We start from the raw sequence: 19,351 nt of genomic DNA, 5'->3' as shown, positions 1-19,351 counted from the left end.
GTTGAATACACGATAAATATAATAATTCTAAGCTTTTAAATTTGAAAAAGCTACCTCATTTGCACTGATCATAAAAGGAGTTCTTTTACCACCATTAGTTGTTTTAACTTCAATATATTTTGGATTGCCATCTAGATCAAAGGACGATATATCAAATCCTACACGATTACCTTCAACTATAGATGTAGATTTGCTAAGTCATAACGTCCATTCTGTGTTAAACAATCTATCTCATATTTATAAACAAGCTTTTCTCCGGTTACCCCTAATTTTTTATTTTGTTTCATCGCATCTGCAAAATCTATTTTCTCTGCTTTAAAGCCTGTAGAGGTATTTCCTTGTTTATTTGTAACCCGATTTTTTACGGGTAGTGTGCTTTCATTTAATGACGAACCAGATTTTTTTGTTACGGAACCGCTTTTTACAATTTGATGTTTACTTGAAAGTTCCAATCTTGACAAACTTGCTAAAGTAGCTTCTTTATCCCATTCTAGTATTTGCCACTTAAAATAGACTGGTTCTTAGAATTAATTATCATGTGTTATGTAGGCCAATTTCCCTAAGTATGTATATGGTTCAGTTTCTTTGGTTATCATTCTTTGCTAAGTTTGAGATTTGTTCACGAAGCTTGAATCTTTTCATAAATTTTGAGACGGTCATGAGTTACCCCTTGATATAACAACTTCAAATAACGGCTCAGGAACTATACGAAAACAGCCGTAATCTTATACTTTCGCACCAAACTTAGTAATGTTTACCAGGTTTGGTGTGACCTGAAAAAGGGGAAAATATCGTCATCTTACTAACAGGTGATGTCATGTATTCAAAAATGCTGAAAGTTATTGTCGATATAACAAAGAAAAAGACGAAAAAGACAAAGCATTCCGTAAAGGCTTTGGAACTATCCGTAAAGAATTCTTATTATAATGAGAAGGAATATCAAGAGGCCGGAGGGTACCGCCGTTTCTATGAATCCCTCCTACAAATAGAGGAAGAGGGATTGGTCCAACGGGTTAAATCATCCAGATTAAACAATCTTGCCCCGGTACTACACGAACAATACTGGTTATTTGGTAGGAAACAAAAACAGAGATGGAACGATAGCGTGATTTTAATGCTATTGGATGAACTGAATGTAAGGAAATACCGCTCACTATCTTTTCTTCAAACGGAAGACAACTTATCTAAACTATTAGCCCTATATCGTTTTATGAAAACGAAAGATGAGTATAACTGGATAAATAGAGAAGAGCGGTCACTGATGCTTTTTGGTGACGAAAAATTTTTGAGCTCAAATAAGGGGAAGTTGTTTTTAAAACGCATTGACCTAACTCTTCATGATTTGAAAATAGAGGAGAAACAAAATGAATTTGAATATTGGATATCTGCCGATTTCGATAAGATGTCCAACATTCGCGTGTTGATTATTGAGGGTAAAGCGACGTATCGCACTTTAAAAAAACAATTAGCTAAGAACGAATGGATTTTTGAAAAACGACCGGGTTTATTGATTTTTGGTCAAGGCAATGGGATTGTTTCTACCTTTCCATATATCGAGAGGCTGTTGCGAGAAAAGAATTCTACCATTAGCTACGCTGGAGATATTGACCCTTCTGGCCTAAGCATTTATTACACTTTAGTCCACCGATTTCCCGATTATCACATACAATTAGCTGAAGATATCTATGACTTTATGATGAAACAACAATATTATCCACAACAAACCAGTCAAGTCTTGGCGAGCGGGGCTGAACAATATTTCAAAACTCATTTTCCTCATCTTTATCATCAAATTGAACCTCTTTTTACAGAGGGCTTGCGAATACCGCAAGAAGTGATAAATTTTGACACTATATAAAAGTTGGAGGTTAAATTGTGGAGGTAGATTACAATAATATTGAAAGTCGTGGAAAACGATTAAATCCCATATGGAGTTTAGGGACAGGGATGGAAGTCGGCGAATTGTCACCGTATATACGGCACATTTGTCTCGACATTTTATTAGAGATTTTTAAACGTGAAGTACGAACAGATGAGAGAAGGACAATACCCGAATTAGAGCATCTAACCAAACAAGTCCTGACCAAATATAATTTTCAAGCGAGTAAGGGAAGAAGTGAGCGCATTGTTGAAGGGCTTATCTGGAGTGGGGACCCACGCTACTTGAATGCTTTTAAAGCCCCTTATTTCAACGAAAAAAAACAACAATGGGAAGAACATTCCTTTCGATTTTTAGAGGATGAACTTGAAAGTAGCAACTTGGAAGAACAAATCTATGTCTATAAATTAACAGAAGAATCATATGAAATTATCTTTATGAGCCATGAAATTCTAGATGAATTAGATATTGATATTCAATCCTGGGTGGCATTGCAATTAATAAAGAGCGGGAATTATCGGGATGCACTGGATAGATTACAGAGGTTAATTATACGGGTTCGAAAATTAATCAAAAAAGAAAGCATATTTTCTATTGAGATTAAACGGAACCCTAAAATTATCAATAGTTACACTCGTCTCACCGGTCAGGACCATAAGAGGAATGTCGAAACTCAATTTGCTGAAGAAAAAGAGCGGTATATGGAAATGGAACGGTTGTTAATTAAAATTAATGATGTGCCTGATTTAGAAGTAGAGGTCACAGCACTTCTTGAGAAAATCAATGAAACAAGAGAACTTCACGATAACCTTGCGCAACTGGTCATTGAAAATATTAAAACGGAAATCACAATTCGAAAAAATCATTTCCATCTGCTTTGGAAAAAACCTCGTATCTCCTTTAAAGAATCCATCTGGGAGGATTTAATCCTTCAAAAAGGTTTTGCAGAACCAGATGACATGTTTAAACTACTCTCCATGTTATTTTCACCTAAGAAACCATTGATTTACCCTTTAGATTGGTCGATTGACCAAGATGTGACGATGCCTGCCATCGACATAGATGGCGATGACGATGATGGTTCTTCGGATGATGACGATGAATTCATTATTCCTCCTACTGATTGGAAGCCGTTGGTGGAGCTATGGAAACCTGTTTTTTATGAATTGTTGAAAAAAGGCACCATTCATCTTCATTCCGTTTTTGATAGTGTTGAAAGCAGGAGCGTTTGGTTAAACAATAAGTATGCCATCGAGCTATGGAATCAATTTGTGAATAACTCGCTTTTCGTTACCAAGCAGGACCTTCTAAATTCTAGTGATCAGCGAATTCGCCTTTTAAAAGAGCTCATACATGAGGATGAAACCTTTGAAGAATTATTAAACCAGTACATTGTAACGGGATTCGTAGAAGGGGAACATGTTTCATTTACATTGGATGACCGTACGGGATTAATCATAACCGACTACCAGCTGCATTTAAAGGAGGGTGTCAAAAATCATGCTTAACATGGAAAGTGTGGAAGTCGCCAATGAGATTTATAGTGCTTTGTTGGAAAAACGTGCCCTTAAGGATGAAGATGCATTGGTTTTTAAATATAAACAAAATGAATCAGCACGACTTATTCTTAAAAATCGCTGCAAAGTAGAAGGAACTGAGATACTACTCGGCAAAGAGTATCTCCACTTGGTTACCAAAGACGGTTCATTATATTCCTCTGCGTTTTCACAAATGAAAGAAAAATACTATGTGATAGAAAATAAGAGGATTTTACATTTAATTGGTTTACTACACTTTGTCTTTTTCTCCGAAGCTAGTATCGAAATTTCCACTACTCAAATAGAATGGCTTCAAAACGGTGTTTCGTACTATAAACTTATCGAACAAGCTGACAAAGTTTTCAAACAGTTCTATGATACGCAGGTAAAAAGCAATGGTGAGTTTTCAAAAAAATTCTCTATTGCCATTGACGAAATATATCATATGTGGAAAGACCTTGACATTGATTATCCTTTACGCCAGCGTGTGACCATGAATCGTAAAACGAAATTTGGATTGATCCATACAGCTATGAAAATATTAGAGGATGACGGATTGGTTTTTATCAAAATCTTCAAGAAAAACGCCGAAGCGATACCAACTCGTATTCTCAATGAGCGTTTGGATTTGCAATTTAATAACAATGCGAAGTTTCATGAAATTAAAAACTTGATAAATCAAATTAAAGATGATGAGAGGAAAGATGAATAGATGGATTCCTTGATAAAGCAAATACGAATCGTGGGTCTGAAATATGCCAAGATGCAAAAACAATATAAAGATACGTTGCTCCCTTTTCACCGTGATGGGGAACCGGTAAATACGTTGATTACACTAGTTAATATGGGCGGGAAAGGTGTTTTGCTACAAGCCATCTTTCAATTGCTAGACCCTCTCATTCGTTGGGGAAAAGAAGAGAAGATGGTGGACAGCTTCTTTTTTAATGACAAGCGTAAATTTGTTCCTTATTCCTTTCACGTACTCATTGAATGGCTAGTCGGTTGGGAACCCCATACGAAGATTATGACAGGAATCGCTGTATCCGCCAAACCAAAGATTAGCAACAAAAGAGATGCTTCACCTATTGAACCGGAATATCTCTTATATATTGTGGAGCAGAACGAACAGACTCCCTTTGATATCGCCTCTATTCCGGTATGGAATGAGGACACTCAAATCGCGTTATCGATTGATGATTTAAAGAATTACTTAAAAAAACATGAAGACCATGTGAAAATCTTTAATCGAAATCAAAAACGAGAGTATTTTTCCACTCTCAAAAACTACGGGATTGACCCGAATGAGTGGCGTGTATTGAAGAGTATCAATAAAGAGGAAGGGGATGTCTCTGCTTTTTTTGCTAGAGCAAATGATAACCATAGTCTCATGTCTAATCTCATCATCCCGACACTTGATAAACAAATTGAGCCAGACTATAAGAAAAGCTATGTCGAATCCAAAAGCTTAGCTGAAACTTTCAAGGATGTAGCGATAGCCAATCAAGAAATGCCAAAACTGTTGGAACGGGAACTTACGTACAAAATTATGATGGACGAACTAACACCGGTGGCTGTCTATTTAAAAAAATGCGCTGAGTTAGAAAAAAACCTACTAGAACATCGTAAAAACGGGTATATCATCAAGGAGTTTATGAAAGGTCAAGTTCAAATCAAAGTCGAAACCGACAAGGCGATTGCCAAAAAACTTGAGGGTATCGAGAACCAGCTGCAAGAACTAAAGTGGGAATCGGCAAATCTTGGCTATGCAAATGCGTTCCAAAAAGTATCCGGTTTAGAACAAGAGATTAATTCACTATCAGTCAAGTATGAAGAAGTAATGGGTCTTCTAACTAAAGAAGAAGGTCTCTTTAATGAATATACCGTTAAATTACGTTTATTCGAACACGCCAAATTAAACAAAAATCGAGATAACAAACGCCAGCAATATAATGAGTTGAAAAATCTGCTTGAAATAGATGACTTAGAAAATGAAATGAAAAAATTTAAAGGGAAATTAAAAAACAATTGGGATCTTATTCAAGGGGCGTGGTCTTCTATTAAGCAACAACATCTTGATTATATGAAACTATGCGATGAAGAAATTAAAAAAGACAAGCTGTTGCTTAAAAATATCGAAGATTCCATTAAAGGGTTGGAAACCAAAATCATTCAAATCAACACACTCTTGGAAGTACATGAAAAGAAAAAAGAGGAGCTTCAAGGTCTCATCGGCGAAATGGTTGCCGATGACCCCCATTCTCTTCTTGATAATTTGAATTTAAAAAAACAATCACTTCAAGAGAATTATGACGTCTTAATTACAGAACAAAATAATTTGCAGACAGAGCAAAGAGGACTTCTGCCTAAGAAAGGTGAAAGTTACGCAATGGTTTCTTCCCTGAATAAAAAGATCAAGGACTTAAACCGGGGCATCCAATTAAAAAGTCAGAAGGAAAACACTTTAATTGAAGAGATATCGGATATCACCAATGAACGGGTAGAAGCTTACTCAAAAGAAGTTATGGGTACTTCCATTAAAATATTAGAGAAATTATGTACGTTAACGGAAAATATCATTGATTCCAAATCAAAAGAACGATGGTCATTGGAATCCCAATATGATTTACTAAAAGATTCGGATTATTGGATACCGAATAAAGATATCGTTTCGGTAAAAGAACAGATTTCTTCCCAAGGTATCACCTGTGAATTGGGCATGGAGATTTTATATAAAATATTGGATAACCTAGGCGAAGAATTAACAAAAAAAGAAATGGAAAAATACCCTTTATTCCCGTATGGTGTAGTGGTTCATTCTGAGGATTTAGAGGATATTGATTTCTCGTTCCTGGAAAAACAATATTATCAATCTACTGTTCCCATCTTTGTTCGTGAGGATATGAGAAAGCATGGAGCTGACATAAAGCAGGAACATGAACGTCTCTATCCGTTCCAACAGGGATCATTTGTTGCTATTGATGGGTGGCTACATCAGGCTCTTGATTTGTATTCCTTCAGAGAGAAGAAAATTGAGTTGGATAAAAAAGTGGATGATTACGCTTATTTGGTCGACCATCAAAAAGAGTATTTAGCACGTTTGAAGGAATTGATTGGGAAATGCAAACTATCACTAAATGAACCGGACTCTCACTTTCTTCTCTTAGCTCGTAATGGACTAGTTGAGGATCTACAAGTACACACCAGCTTGTTACAAACGATTAGTGATCGGTTGCCGGAAATAGAGATGAAGACAAAAGAAAATGCGGCTCAATTAGAAAAAATCAAAAACGACCTAGGTTTGGTAAAAGACGACATCAAAGTCGTCACTTCTTGGATAGAGGAAATGAAGGGAAATAAACTACTGATAAAAGAAAAGACCGGAATCCACAACCAAATTAAAAGTTTCAATGAGCAATATGAGTCAATGGGGCGTGTGATTCGGAATAACGAGTCTAAAGCTGCAAGTTACCGTGAGGACTATAAAGAGTGGAAAAGGGAAGCTGAAGAACAATTTAAACTCCTGGTACATATTTTTCCTTGGGCAGAAAATCCACTGAATAAAAACAGCGATTTTTCAGTCAAGAAAAAGGATGTGAAAACCCCTACCTACCGAACAGAGGAAATTGACTTGCTAAGAAATGAAATCTTTAAGTACAACAGTTTAAATAATGAAATCGAGAAAAAGAATTTCGACCTACAAGCTATTTCCAATGATATTCGCTACTTAGATGAAAAAATTCTTGATATTCAGACAAAACTTGATGAACTTGATAAAAACTGGAGGACTTTAACGGCACCAAAGGAATCAAAAAACGTGATAGCACAGTCCATTCGAATTCATGAAAAGAATGCTACCGAGTTTAAAGAAAGAGCAGACAACTTAAAGATGGGATTTACTAAAAAACAGGGTACTAAAGAACTAGCCGATGAGTTTTTACAAAATGAAAAAACAAATGTCATGAAAATCAATCCGACTAAGGAGCCGGAAAATTGGTCTGAGATAGATTTGGATGAAAAAGATAAAGAAATCAAAAGGAATCGTCAGCAAGTCCTTGCCTTGAAAAAGAAAACCGAAGATGCTCGAAAAATCAATCAGGGAGCAATGAATACATTAAATATCAATATTACACAACTAGAGGACATGGATTTAGAAAAGACCAACATCAAAGATTTTAATGACATCGAATGGCTACAGGGAATCAAGGAGAACTACCAGCAGAAAACTTCTTCTTGGACCAAGGAATTCACTTATATGAGCAAACAATTGCAGAAATCTGGAGCGGAGTTTAAAGCGAAGTATGATGAATATCGCAGAGCCATCGCCCAAACAAAGGATATGGATAGGGAAATTGTCTCGAGAGTAGATGCCTATTTCGATGACATCAATACACAAGATTATCTGCTACGGCACGAAGGGGTCAACAGCATACTTGAATCTTTTGAGGTGGAACTACAAAAAATTCGCGAGAATAAGAATGAAGGTCTCGCTGTATTAAAACAGTGGACAGATAGAGCAACCTATCGAGTAAATCTTATCGTGAAGAAAATGAAACAAATGGTTCATAAAATGAAAATAAAAAACTATCAAGACCACTCTTTTCCACTAGTTAAATATTCAAATCATTACAAGTTTAATGAAAGTTTGGAGCAGTACAATAGTATTCTAACGGATTTCTTTATTAAAGTTTTGGACGAGCTTCAGAATGACTATGAAGACATCAATGATGTTCCTATCTTTGACATCGAAAAACGAATTGAAGTCAGTATATTGGTGCTAAAAGTCTTAGGAAATCAGTATCCCACGCTGTTTATTTACAATCCTGGTGGCAAAAATCACTTGCTATACGAGAAGCCGAGAGACTCCTATTATTCTGATTGGGAAACCATTATGAACGGGGATTATGCTGAAGCTTCCGGCAGTGGTGGTCAAAAGTTGATGACCCAGATGATTATCATGGCAATGTTGATGAAGAGTAATAAAAAAGGCTGGTCTGTTTTAATATCGGACAATCCTTTCAGTAAAATGGTATCGGAACATGTCATTACACCAATTTTCGCATTATGTGAATTGTTAAAAATACAATGGATTGTAGTATCTCCTCCTGAACTGACATCGACGTTTGAATTGACAAGAAGATTCCCAGTCATTCATCGTTTGTCCTTTACACGAGATAAAGGGAAGGACTTTATACAAGAAGATATTCAAATGAATACCCGTATCTATATAGATAAAGACAACATACTAAATGAAAAGCATGCAGTGTCCGAATAAATACCTAATTTAAATAAAAGTCAATCTCTAAGTAAACAGTGCTGGTCTTATATTAAACAGTGCTGTTTTTCTTATGTTATGGTTCTATTTAGAGGTTTATACTCTGTAATAACAAATCACAGAATTGAAGGAGTTTTTAAGATATAGCACGTATTCATACGTGAGTGTATATAATTTAATCATTTTAGAATAATCACTTGGTTTCTAGAATTATATAAAATATTGTTGGCTATATTTTCAGCTGTCGCTCTATCTGTAAAGGTGGATGCACCTGTTAGTCTAGTATTGCTTTCCATTATTTGCAATAGCTCTTCGTCCGTTTTCCTACATGTTTTTCTAGTAAATGCTCACTCCAAGCTTCATGAGCCTCAGTCCTCCTTCTGGGGCAAGTGAACTGCTATCACCAGGTTTTATAGTGGTATTTTCACCTTTAGCAAACTGGTAAGTTGAAAGTTTTTCTTCGGCTTGTCTTTGTCTTATTGTCACACGCTCTTGCTCTGCCATGGACGTATAAACCTCGATAATTATATTGTTTATCACATACCCATTCATGGCCAGGTGGAATGTCTTGCATTATTGTAGGTAGATCAATGATTTTAACTCGTATTCCTTCCAGCTTAAACTATTCAAGGTATTCTTTTATTTGTTGTTTGTTACGTCCTAAGCGGTTGATAGACTTAATATAAAGTGTATCGTTTTCACGTATAGCTTTGAGCATATTTTGAAACCCTTCACGCTCCATGTCTTTTCCGCTCGCTTTATCGCTGTAAATGTATTTCTTATCTACAAATTGTTTTAGTGTTTCTACTTGTCTGTTTAATTTTTGTTGATCTGTTGAGACACGAATGTATCCAAAATTTCTACTCATTTTCAAAAGCATCTTCCTATACTAAGTATATATAAATAGTATATAAAGATCGATTTTTAAATAGACATTTAATAAGGTTTATTTTTATATATTATATACGTGTATAAATAACTTTTATAGACAGTATAAAAAGATACACCTTTCTAGAATCTAAAAACAACAAGTTAATAAAACAATAAAAAAATATTGTTTTATTAACTTTTTTGATGTATGATTTATTTAATTACTATGGGAGGGGATAATTTTAATGAAATCAAATCAGATTCAACGTACAGTTAACCAAACACTCTTAAGTCAGTTACGGCAAGCATTTTCAGAAGAAGGTGAGATTACTAAAAATGTAACATTTTCCCTATCGGATGATGTAATACAAAAAATTGAAGAAATCAGCAAGAGTAATAAGCTTTTAGAAGATAAATATGGAGTTTCAGGGCTGCCGACCACAAAATCAGATATTTTATCTAATGCAATTGAAACATATAGTAATGGTTATTTTGCTGCTTTAAATAATTTAGAATTAGAATTTGATGGAGAAAACCTTATTGAAAGTGGTGAAAAAAACAGTAATACTGATTCACCGTTATCAGCAGATACTTTGATTGCTGCTGGCCATGTTGGTGGATTTAACGAAGTCTTTTTAAATAATCATGAGTGGTATGAAGTTAGGATGGCTTCATGGAGATTACAACATCTTAAATATTTGGGTATATATGTTAGTGCTCCAGTATCAAAAGTAACACACTATGCACCAATTGAAAGCTTCCAAGTATTAAAAAATAAAAAATATAAATTTAAGCTAGGAGAGCCTATTCGATTAGAACAGCCAATTGAATTATCGGAATACGATCTTGTAGGTGTACGACAAACTTTATATACAACACTAAAACATTTGAAAAAGTCTAAGCATTTGTATCAATTATCTGACTGGTGGCGTGAATAGCGGGAATATATATAAATAAGCGGAGAACAGATTTAATATAAACATGTTCTCCGCTTATTTATAAATGATTTTTCTATTATCGTACAAAAAAGCACGTTATATTATCGTTCTACTTCGTGACATATTTATGTATTTTTCCATTTGGGGAAATGATGGCTTTTACCTATCATTTGCTATCGTAAAAACTCAACAAAATAATAGACAAGAAGGATAATAATATGAAAGATCTAAGAAATTTAAAGAAAGCAGAGCTAATTGAAATACTAGTGAGGGGGGTGGTTACGAAAAAGTAGATTTGAAAAATAAGGTGAATAATGAATTGAAAGATATGATACGCAAAGAAGAGGAATTTTCGAAAAAAGAAAAACACAAATAGAATGGAATCGGAACGTTTGACGATGACTACTTAGTACAAGTGATGTGTTCTACGTCGGGGAGGGTTTCATATGATTCTGATGTTACGCAGAATTTTTATGTGTGGGTTAATTACGGTGACATACAAATCATGGCATATTGTGAGCTGGTAGAGATTAAAAGACGTGATCCACGTTACTTAGATAAGGGTGGGTTATTTATTTTGGACGATGACGTGCGAGCTAATTTATGCAGTGACGACTCTATCTTTATTAAGCCGGAGGAGATTGAAAGAATCTTTAATCTACCAACAAAAGAAATGGTAGAAGAGATACGAAAACGTAAGTACGCTGCATATGGAATTTTAGCCCACAATGTATTTTTGAGATGTAAGAATGGGGAAATCACTGACTTAGAAAAAATGAAAGCATTAGTCAATGATTTTGGATATTATCTTGAAAATTTTCTAGAGTCTTAATATGAGGGCTCTTTTTTTATGAAACTATATGAATTGATAGTAGGATTTAAATAGCGGATACAAAAGAGTCCCACTCTATTTGAGAAGGAGAGGGACATGTTTTTTTCACTCAGTAATCATTATTGATTTACTATTACTCTTTAGACTTTTTAGTTTGCTGATTATTTCTTTTGAATCTGCATTTTTGTGTAGTTCTACCTTTTGTATTTCCTTGAGGATTTCTTTTTGCTCTTCTTATTCGTCTTTGTCTAATTACTTCCTTACTTTTTTCAATATCCTGATATGACCGATTTAGTTTATCAAAAATATAATCAAATACTAAAATTGCTTTTAAAGAATTAATTTTCGTTCCGTAATTTATATCTCCCCCGTGTAAAATTGCATGACGACTTAAATCAGATTTGATTTCTTTTCCTCTATCAAATCGAGCTAAAATTGTTTTTATGTAAAAATTCTCAATCTGCTTATCAAAAGAAAATGAACTATTTTGTCCTAATAAAAATTGGCGTAAAAAATCTTTTTGATCTATATATCCAATATCTTCATCTAAATCAACTGCTTCAAGTTTAAGCATACCATCTACTAAAATCCCTTCGGTTTGTGCAAGAATAGTAGGTATTGTCAAAGAATAATAGGAGTTGATATGACCATCAATAGCATTGTCTAAAATCGCCATACGTTTTCCTAACCATTTTGCACATTGCCAAGAATCACGAATTTCCTTCAAAGTATTATTATTAAAAATAAAAAGAGTCATGTACCTTGTAACAAAGCGTTTTGTATATTCCATACCTTTTTCTTCATATAACATAACAATTCGTTTCATACCTGACAGTGGTATATCATCATGTGGAGGGAAATCCATTTTTAGCATAATAGTTTTGAAGTTTAAAGTGGTTTCTTCTGCTAGTTTAGCTTGTTCACGTAATACTTTTAATTCTTCTTCAAAGTTAAAGGTTTTTAAAGCCTCTCGAATAGTTTCTCCTATGGAGCCAACGGAATTAAAAGCATCTCTAATTGTATGGATGGTGTCTCTCAATTCCACTCCTAAAGAGGGAATAGCGAGTTTTATTTGTTCTTTGACAGACGCAACTTGTCTAAAAGCTTTCGTCATTTCATTCTGAACCAATTGTGCAGTTTGGAATAGTCCTCTAATATTAGCACCTACCTGTATAGGCTGTAAGATATCCTTTAAAGGTGATTCGAATATAAAAATTTTAGGAAACAATCTTGTTAATGAATCAGTATTTATTTCTCTTTGATCATTTTCATGTTCTATATTATCTTGTTTATCTGTATTTCCTTCTAAACTTTTGATTAATTTAATTTCCTCAACGGGTGTTGTATTCTCACTATGTTTTTCTTGCTTTTCGTTTTCTTCCATACCTGCAAAACCTCCATAGTAAAATATTTCTAATTTAATTTTACTACAAATCCATGTTTAATGTACTGACTATCGATTTTATTACTATTGATTATAGCTTAGAGTAATTAAGGGTTTGAGCACCAAACAACTCCCTTAAAACAAAAAAAAATCCAAGTAAAAACAGACAATGACTAGTACCTAGTCCAAAAAAAAATGATTACGAAGTTACTGTATATATGGAATAGAAGTGTCGTTGTAATATCGTAGGAGATACAATGTGAATGGCGAGGGTTCAAAAAAAGATTGATAAAAAAGGAAATAGTCTATATGTGCATCTTCGTTTTAGAAAAGAAGGAAGCAATGGAAGAATGTTAAACAACGATGAAAGGCAAGGTGTCTGATTTGGAAATAAATAGAGGTATGACCTGCGATATACAATTTGTAAAAAACATACTGTATGTATTAATGTGAGAGGGAAGAGGGCTGTGTTAAAATTGGATAAACGTTTTATATTACAGCAGACCCAATATCTCTTAAAGTAATATAAAGTTTTTATATATAGGAGCCTGCTTCTTTTTAGTTTGGAATTATTTACGATATGATTTTGATTGTACATAAATTTACATGAAAGGTTTTAGAGGAGATATAATGAATAAAATAACAATTGAAACGTTTGCGGAAATAATTTCAGTGCATAATACAGGACTAATTGTAGGGAACGGATTTAGCATGAATTTTGATAGTTGTTTTAGAAGCATTTATGACTCTTTAAAAGAAGGGGATAACATTTAAAAAAGTACGGAGAATTTACAATTTCCCCAGCAGCAACCTTCAATACAAGAAAAAAATACAGATAATTACAAAAATGTAGTGAAGTATGTTCTCAAATTTAATCAAAAGCAATTTGAGAAGATCTTTGAAGACGCTATAGATTTTGCTAGATTTATCACTTCAAATTTTAGTATCCATAACTTTTTACAGAATAATAAACATTTAAATCGATCAAAATTAGCACCAGACTTGTTAGAGATAGCAAAACAAATCTATATGATTGGTAGTACAAAAGGGTTTAAATTGGTTAATATTGAAATTTGGCCAACTCTCATATGGTTATATCACCTTATCGAAAATTTACCAGCTTTTAAAAAAATACACACAAAAAAGTAATAGTTTCATAAAACTTCTGAGGAAAGGATGGGAGAAAAGCGTAATACCTTTTGGGGAAAAGGGAAATGTGATGTATAAAACAAGGTTTAATGGTTTTTCTATTTATTATCTCCTGCTTATGGTTACAATTATCTTTGGAAATGGTAAAGCTATTGATATAAATTAGAAAAAATAACTACAATTAATCAAGAATCAATAACGAATTGGTTACAAGGATTTAAAGAACTTTTTAGTTTGAATTATTATTCAATTCTTGGACAGATTGCTAGTAGAAATATTACGTATTTGCATGGACATTTTCAAACTAGCGTACAAGGGTTTTCATACTTTCAATAATATGTTATAAAACATGGCAACGATAATTATTATACAAACGATATTATTTTAGGCGAATATACTACTACAAAAGTATTAGATGATTTAATGCATTCTCTTGTAATGGTAAAGCATGCTTTTACACAATCAAGAGTTAAAACTTTAGATGAATTATCTTCTAAGATGCAAAAATCTAAACTAAGTCACGTTGTTTTCTTTGGTGTGCATCCAGAGAATGATTACCATATATTAAGTGAGTTATACCATTATTTTTTAACTTCAAGAATAAATAATCCTGCAATCACGTATTGTTACTATAATGAACAAAAATAGAAGATGTCACTAAGAATTTATATCATGTTGTAAACTCAATTTATAGAAATAAGGACTATATTAAATCGATTTCTGTATCTTTTATTGATTCAAAAGAAATTATAAGTCACTACTTTTATGCTAATACTACAAGTAATTGTACTGTATAAGATACTATTAAATTATAAGAAATGCAGACTTCTATAAAATGAAGGCTGCTTTTTTTACAAGATTATTTAGGGGGATCCTCTGTAAGCCTTGTTGTTTTTGTTTTTAATTGATGTTCAAGAACAAAATTATTATTAATAGCATGCCAAATGATATCATCTTCAGTATAGAGTTTTTTACAAAAATAGTAATATAAGGTCACATGCAGTTTTTTATTTGCAAAATAAAGATCTAAATCTATAAAGTGGTGATCTAATATTTTGTCGTAATACGTATGGTAATCTTGAGTTGCTGTAACATTACGAGAAAATTTAAGTGTAAATGGGAGGGTTTCTATATTTTTAATTTTTGATATAGTAATGTTAGGTTGAAATAAAAATGTTAGTAAAGGACAGGTTAAGAAATGGATACTATTTTTGAAACAATTCATGAATATATAAAGTTAGAAAAAACAAACTACGCTATTCAAATTAATGGACCATGGGGGATAGGAAAAACACATTATGTAACTAAAGTATTAAAAGAAGAAATAGAGGAGATAGAAGCAACGCCAAAAGATAAATATAGGGTTATTTATATTTCATTAAATGGTCTAAAAAATGTTGATGAAATTGGTGAAAGTGTATTTCTTAGTTCTATTAATAAGACAGGGAGTTATACATACACGATTGGTAGGGCAGGCTTAGAAATAGGTTCAAAAATACCAGGATTTAAATTTTTAGAAGCAGTAGATAAAAAGATATCAAATATAACACAATATCGTGAGCATTTGCAAAAATGTGTGTTATGTTTTGATGATTTAGAGAGGATTGATAAATCTGTTACTATTCAACAGGTATTAGGATATATAAATTCAACTTATATTGAACATGAAAATATTAAGACGCTTTTTATTTCGAATGAAGAAAAGTTAAAAGAGAATACAGAGTTTTATAAAATTAAGGAGAAAGTAATTGGAAGGACCATACAATATATTAGAGGTACTAATGAAGTCTTACCAGATTTTATGAAAGTTAATTATGGAAAAAACGAAAAAATTATTGGATTTTATGAAAGAAACTACAATACAATCTTACAGATAATTAATACTATAAGTGAGAAAATTAATCTAAGAACTTTAAGGTTTGTATTTGATAGTTTATCTCAGGTGATAAACAAATGTAATTCATTGGAAAAAAATGCTGATATAATTTGTCTATCTATTTTTACTAATATTTTATTAATTTCTGTAGACTTTAAGGAAGGGATATTAAAAAACAAACAAGAATTGGAGCCATTATATGAACTAGATGCGCTTGGTTTTATGATAGAATTTGAAAAAAAAGGTATCAAAGTGGAAAAAGAGTATAAGAGAATTTTTTGGGATAAGTACTTAAAAAATAAAACGATTTTAAAGGAATTTATGCATATCTATAAGTCTGTTTCTGAATATATATTAACAGGGCATTTAGATATTGAATTATTTAAAGAGGAAATAAAAAGGGAATATAATCAAGAGGAAGGCTCAAAAGATAAAGCAATAAAAGTGATTAATAATTATATGGAGTTTGAGTTGGATGAATTAAATACTAATGTAGACATAGTTATTCAGAGTCTAGAGAAAGGCGAGTATCATCCTTACAGATATCCACGAACATATTATTTGTTATTTGAGTTTAATGAAAAAGGATTTGTTGAAATTAATTCACAAATGTTATATGAAATTTGTAATGATGGGTTAGAAAAAGCTATTGAGTCATACGAGATAGACCATGATGATTATGAGGATAGATTTAATCGATATTTGAACGTGGACTTTGTAAATGAAGGTTATGAAATGTTAGTAATTAAATTAAAACATAAAATAATTGAGGAACTAAGAGAAAAAAAAGAAAGTATTCTAGAAGGCTTTTTTAAATCAATAAAGGAAGGAAATATAGAAAATTTTCGAGTTTATATAGATAAAATTAGATACGAAAATGATTTCTTCACCATAATAAACCAAGAAGTAGTTTGTGATAATTTAATAACATCTTCTAATAAAGGATTAGGTTTCTTTTTTAGTTTTCTTCGTGAAAAGTATCTAAGGGTTAGCAATGCTCATGAATTCTATAGTCATGAAATAGATCGGATTATTGCTTTTCAAAATACTTTAAGTAAGAGATTAAGTGAAGTCACTATTGATGCTTTAAAGAAAAGTATCATAGTAGATTTAATTAATTGCTTAGAAAATATAATAAAGCATCTTTCGAAAGATGTAGAAAAATAGAAAGTTATGATTTCTAACAAATGCTAAATAATAAATATAACTATTATTTGTAGATGGGTGTTAGAAATATATATGCTTTTAAAAGTATGGTTATTATGTAGCAAAGAACTCTGTAAAAATAACTTAAAAAGAATAAATTTGTGTTTGGTATTTTTTAGGATGTACCAGAAAAAATTATATAATTTGTATGTATTTATATTTTATTTTGGATGGGAAAGGAGTAAGAAAATGAATTTACAACAAGCAAAAGAGCGGATTAAAGAATTAAATGATTTTATAGAATTAGTTTCAAATTATAAAGTTACTTCTTTAGAAACAGCTGCTATATATGAATATGCTTTAGAGAATAATGTTTCCAAAGTATCTTCTAAATTAAATGAAAAAGGTTATAGAGCGCAGGGAGTGAAAGGGCCAAGACTACTTAGTAGCAATGATATAACGGAGATATTAAAAGGGAAAGTGATAGATGAACTACATGCTATTATAAAAAGTATGTTTGAAAAAAATAAAAGGAAAGTGAGAAAATTCACGTGAATTTTACTTAATTCATAGGTAAATAGACATTCAAAATGAGGAGGTTTGATTTATGAAAAAATGTGCTTACTGTGGTACTGACAAGAACTTTACACGTGAACATATTATTCCCGCATCATTGATCGAATTTTTTCCGGAGCAAGATATTACCATTAATTCTCAAAGGGTATTTAAAGATAATCGAGGCCCTGTTATTAGTGATGTATGCCAAGATTGTAATAATGGCTTTTTATCTCGCTTAGATACTGAAGGGAAAAACTTGATAAGTAAATATTTTTTAGCGAAATATGATGAAAATGATGAGGTACAAATAGAATATAACTATTCAATGCTTGCAAGATGGCTGATGAAAATAGCTTACAATGGTGAAAGAGCAAGCAAAGAGGACGTGACTTGGTTCGAAAATAATCTTAGCTATATTTTAGGGGGAAAATATAGCGCGAAATTTTCGATTTTTGCAGGAGTTTATGTAGACATGTCTCCATTTGGGGAAGGAGTGATGAGCGATTACATTCCTTTAAGAGTTACCCCAAATCCAAAGTTATTAGAAGAGGGAACAGCTAAAGAGGAACAATACAAGAAATTGCTAGGTTCTTTCTTATTTAGATTTGGATCTGCAATGTTCCTATTATTCTTGTGGAAAGATGATATAAATAGAGAATTAAAAAAGCAATTAGAGTTGAAGTTTATTAAAAAATTCCCTTATTCGCTATTAACAGACGAAGGAGGAGCAAAATTACATAGGGCTACAGATCCTATAGCGTGCATGGAAATTGCGTTGATATATGGATATAAAGGAAGAATACTTAATGAAGCGAAAGCAAAAAAAGCATTAGGAGGTCGGGATTATAAAGATATTCGAGCAGATATTGAGTCTAAATATACAGGAGATTTCCTTAAAAAAGGAAGACTAATGAATGAGCACTTGATGTTCCCAAAAGATAAGAATGTAAAAAGAGAGTTAGATAAATTTTTTTCTAAGGAATAAGTTAAAAAGAAAGGAAAATAAAATTCCTGCCCTAAAGGTACTGTATCATCAATTGAAGCGAACTGTTATACACAAGAAAACCCCTTAATAATCAAGGGGTTTTTCGTATGATTCCGACTGGTCTCGAACCAGCGACCTCCACCCTGTCAAGGTGGAGGTTTATTTGTTTACTCTTCTTCTTGCATTAAAAATTTCCAAAAACGTTTTAATTCTTCACGCTTTTGGGAAGGTGCAAATTTTATATCTTTTAGCCATTGATCTAGTTCTATTTTGTTTCCGTCCTCTGTAACATTAAAATCTCGCCCTAGAAGAAAATCGGTAGATACATTAAAGTAATCGGCTATACGTATCAAGGTATTGTAATCAGGTTGACGTTCATTCCGTTCGTACATACCAATTGTACTTTCACTTAACTGAAGCGAGTGAGCAAGTTCTTTTTGCGTAATTCCTCTTTGTTTTCTTAAATCACGAATTATATTTCCAAACGTTTTCATTCTATCACCTGATAATATATTAACACAATATGTGTTAAATAATTAAAATTTTTAAAAGTTGATAATTAGAATCTATTGACAACACAAAGTGTGCAGTTTATATTTTAAATAACAACACGAAATGTGGTTTTAGGGGGAGAAGACATGAATTATGAAAGAGTGGCCAAAAATCTAATTAATTTAAGAAATGAAAAATCTAGAGAAGAAGTGGCAAGGGCTGTGGGAATCAGTGTTAGTACATTGCAAATGTATGAAAATGGTCAGAGAATTCCACGGGATAATATAAAAATAAAATTAGCGAATTTTTATGGTGTTACAGTCCAAATAATTTTTTTTGATTCAGAACAACACGAAGTGTGTTGAATAATGTTAGATTTTTAAGATTATGTAGTTATTTTTTAGAAATGTAAGTTTGGAAAATGTTTTAGGA

At 32.5% G+C, this 19,351-nt stretch carries 15 protein-coding genes and 2 pseudogenes; 11 read left to right on the top strand and 6 right to left on the bottom strand.

All coding sequences use genetic code 11. The features are described from left to right. Nucleotides 1-27 precede the first annotated feature (27 nt). Both DET63_RS31055 and DET63_RS17670 read right to left on the bottom strand, forming a co-directional pair. The gene (locus tag DET63_RS31055; RefSeq protein WP_113937457.1) at nucleotides 28-180 is read right to left on the bottom strand and encodes a protein NO VEIN domain-containing protein; all 153 of its coding nucleotides are present in this window, start codon (nucleotides 178-180) and stop codon (nucleotides 28-30) included. Further along, a complete protein-coding gene (locus tag DET63_RS17670; protein ID WP_113937339.1) occupies nucleotides 177-452 on the bottom strand; it encodes a hypothetical protein in 276 nt (91 codons plus the stop codon). Before DET63_RS17670 ends, DET63_RS31055 begins: the two co-directional genes overlap by 4 nt. Nucleotides 453-817: 365 nt before the next feature. On the opposite strand from DET63_RS17670, the gene DET63_RS17665 reads away from it, so the two are divergent. Genes DET63_RS17665 through DET63_RS17650 form a run of 4 tightly spaced genes read left to right on the top strand, consistent with a single transcriptional unit; the run spans nucleotide 818 to nucleotide 8,689 of the window. Next, nucleotides 818-1,858, top strand: a complete 1,041-nt coding sequence (locus tag DET63_RS17665) for a Wadjet anti-phage system protein JetD domain-containing protein (protein ID WP_113937338.1) — start codon at nucleotides 818-820, stop codon at nucleotides 1,856-1,858. Between the two features lie 17 nt (nucleotides 1,859-1,875). Continuing rightward, on the top strand, nucleotides 1,876-3,387 hold the full coding sequence (locus tag DET63_RS17660; RefSeq protein ID WP_113937337.1) for a hypothetical protein: 1,512 nt from the start codon (nucleotides 1,876-1,878) through the stop codon (nucleotides 3,385-3,387). Beyond that, on the top strand, nucleotides 3,380-4,129 hold the full coding sequence (locus tag DET63_RS17655) for a DUF6063 family protein (protein ID WP_113937336.1): 750 nt from the start codon (nucleotides 3,380-3,382) through the stop codon (nucleotides 4,127-4,129). Before DET63_RS17660 ends, DET63_RS17655 begins: the two co-directional genes overlap by 8 nt. Continuing rightward, nucleotides 4,130-8,689 (top strand): coiled-coil domain-containing protein, encoded by a 4,560-nt coding sequence (locus DET63_RS17650; RefSeq protein WP_113937335.1) that lies wholly within the window; start codon nucleotides 4,130-4,132, stop codon nucleotides 8,687-8,689. 188 nt (nucleotides 8,690-8,877) lie between these two features. On the opposite strand, the pseudogene DET63_RS30695 reads toward DET63_RS17650, so the two are convergent. Together DET63_RS30695 and DET63_RS30955 are read right to left on the bottom strand one after the other, a co-directional pair. Beyond that, nucleotides 8,878-9,160: pseudogene (locus DET63_RS30695) on the bottom strand (RNase A-like domain-containing protein); the annotation flags it as partial. Next, a pseudogene (locus DET63_RS30955) lies at nucleotides 9,149-9,557 on the bottom strand (recombinase family protein); the annotation flags it as partial. The pseudogenes DET63_RS30695 and DET63_RS30955, both read right to left, overlap by 12 nt. 247 nt (nucleotides 9,558-9,804) lie before the next feature. On the opposite strand from DET63_RS30955, the gene DET63_RS17640 reads away from it, so the two are divergent. Continuing rightward, on the top strand, nucleotides 9,805-10,497 hold the full coding sequence (locus tag DET63_RS17640) for a hypothetical protein (protein ID WP_113937334.1): 693 nt from the start codon (nucleotides 9,805-9,807) through the stop codon (nucleotides 10,495-10,497). A 505-nt stretch (nucleotides 10,498-11,002) separates the two neighbouring features. Then, a complete protein-coding gene (locus DET63_RS17635; RefSeq protein WP_113937333.1) occupies nucleotides 11,003-11,329 on the top strand; it encodes a hypothetical protein in 327 nt (108 codons plus the stop codon). Between the two features lie 133 nt (nucleotides 11,330-11,462). Here the strand turns inward: DET63_RS17635 and DET63_RS17630 are convergent, their stop codons facing one another. Further along, nucleotides 11,463-12,713, bottom strand: a complete 1,251-nt coding sequence (locus tag DET63_RS17630) for a hypothetical protein (protein WP_113937332.1) — start codon at nucleotides 12,711-12,713, stop codon at nucleotides 11,463-11,465. Between the two features lie 630 nt (nucleotides 12,714-13,343). Here DET63_RS17630 and DET63_RS30685 point away from each other — a divergent pair. From DET63_RS30685 to DET63_RS17610, 4 genes are all read left to right on the top strand, one after another. Then, entirely contained in the window at nucleotides 13,344-13,487 is a 144-nt protein-coding gene (locus DET63_RS30685) for a hypothetical protein (protein WP_235661802.1), read from the top strand. Nucleotides 13,488-15,060: 1,573 nt separating this feature from the next. Further along, nucleotides 15,061-16,905, top strand: coding sequence for a P-loop NTPase fold protein (locus DET63_RS17620; protein ID WP_113937331.1), 1,845 nt, complete (start codon nucleotides 15,061-15,063; stop codon nucleotides 16,903-16,905). Nucleotides 16,906-17,133: 228 nt separating this feature from the next. Next, nucleotides 17,134-17,439, top strand: coding sequence for a hypothetical protein (locus DET63_RS17615; RefSeq protein ID WP_113937330.1), 306 nt, complete (start codon nucleotides 17,134-17,136; stop codon nucleotides 17,437-17,439). 52 nt (nucleotides 17,440-17,491) lie between these two features. Continuing rightward, nucleotides 17,492-18,427 (top strand): hypothetical protein, encoded by a 936-nt coding sequence (locus DET63_RS17610; RefSeq protein WP_113937329.1) that lies wholly within the window; start codon nucleotides 17,492-17,494, stop codon nucleotides 18,425-18,427. Between the two features lie 167 nt (nucleotides 18,428-18,594). Here DET63_RS17610 and DET63_RS17605 read toward each other — a convergent pair whose 3' ends face one another. Further along, nucleotides 18,595-18,921: a helix-turn-helix domain-containing protein gene (locus DET63_RS17605; RefSeq protein ID WP_097807950.1), complete on the bottom strand. Its 327-nt coding sequence runs from the start codon at nucleotides 18,919-18,921 to the stop codon at nucleotides 18,595-18,597. A gap of 144 nt (nucleotides 18,922-19,065) precedes the next feature. Here DET63_RS17605 and DET63_RS17600 point away from each other — a divergent pair, with 144 nt between their 5' ends. After that, on the top strand, nucleotides 19,066-19,284 hold the full coding sequence (locus DET63_RS17600) for a helix-turn-helix transcriptional regulator (RefSeq protein ID WP_098618351.1): 219 nt from the start codon (nucleotides 19,066-19,068) through the stop codon (nucleotides 19,282-19,284). Nucleotides 19,285-19,351: the final 67 nt, after the last annotated feature.

It is taken from the genome of Bacillus sp. DB-2, assembly GCF_003315125.1.
Classification (GTDB): Bacteria; Bacillota; Bacilli; order Bacillales; family Bacillaceae_G; genus Bacillus_A; species Bacillus_A mycoides.
Note: the sequence above shows the minus strand (reverse complement) of the source record. Positions and strands in the feature narration are given on the sequence as shown.

Coding starts and splice junctions, on each gene's coding strand:
- DET63_RS17650 (WP_113937335.1), top strand. CDS start 4,130: ATGGATTCCTTGATAAAGCAAATACGAATCGTGGGTCTGAAATATGCC.
- DET63_RS17615 (WP_113937330.1), top strand. CDS start 17,134: ATGAATTTACAACAAGCAAAAGAGCGGATTAAAGAATTAAATGATTTT.
- DET63_RS17610 (WP_113937329.1), top strand. CDS start 17,492: ATGAAAAAATGTGCTTACTGTGGTACTGACAAGAACTTTACACGTGAA.
- DET63_RS17605 (WP_097807950.1), bottom strand. CDS start 18,921: ATGAAAACGTTTGGAAATATAATTCGTGATTTAAGAAAACAAAGAGGA.
- DET63_RS17640 (WP_113937334.1), top strand. CDS start 9,805: ATGAAATCAAATCAGATTCAACGTACAGTTAACCAAACACTCTTAAGT.
- DET63_RS17600 (WP_098618351.1), top strand. CDS start 19,066: ATGAATTATGAAAGAGTGGCCAAAAATCTAATTAATTTAAGAAATGAA.
- DET63_RS17665 (WP_113937338.1), top strand. CDS start 818: ATGTATTCAAAAATGCTGAAAGTTATTGTCGATATAACAAAGAAAAAG.
- DET63_RS17620 (WP_113937331.1), top strand. CDS start 15,061: ATGGATACTATTTTTGAAACAATTCATGAATATATAAAGTTAGAAAAA.
- DET63_RS17630 (WP_113937332.1), bottom strand. CDS start 12,713: ATGGAAGAAAACGAAAAGCAAGAAAAACATAGTGAGAATACAACACCC.
- DET63_RS30685 (WP_235661802.1), top strand. CDS start 13,344: ATGAATAAAATAACAATTGAAACGTTTGCGGAAATAATTTCAGTGCAT.
- DET63_RS17635 (WP_113937333.1), top strand. CDS start 11,003: ATGGCATATTGTGAGCTGGTAGAGATTAAAAGACGTGATCCACGTTAC.
- DET63_RS17655 (WP_113937336.1), top strand. CDS start 3,380: ATGCTTAACATGGAAAGTGTGGAAGTCGCCAATGAGATTTATAGTGCT.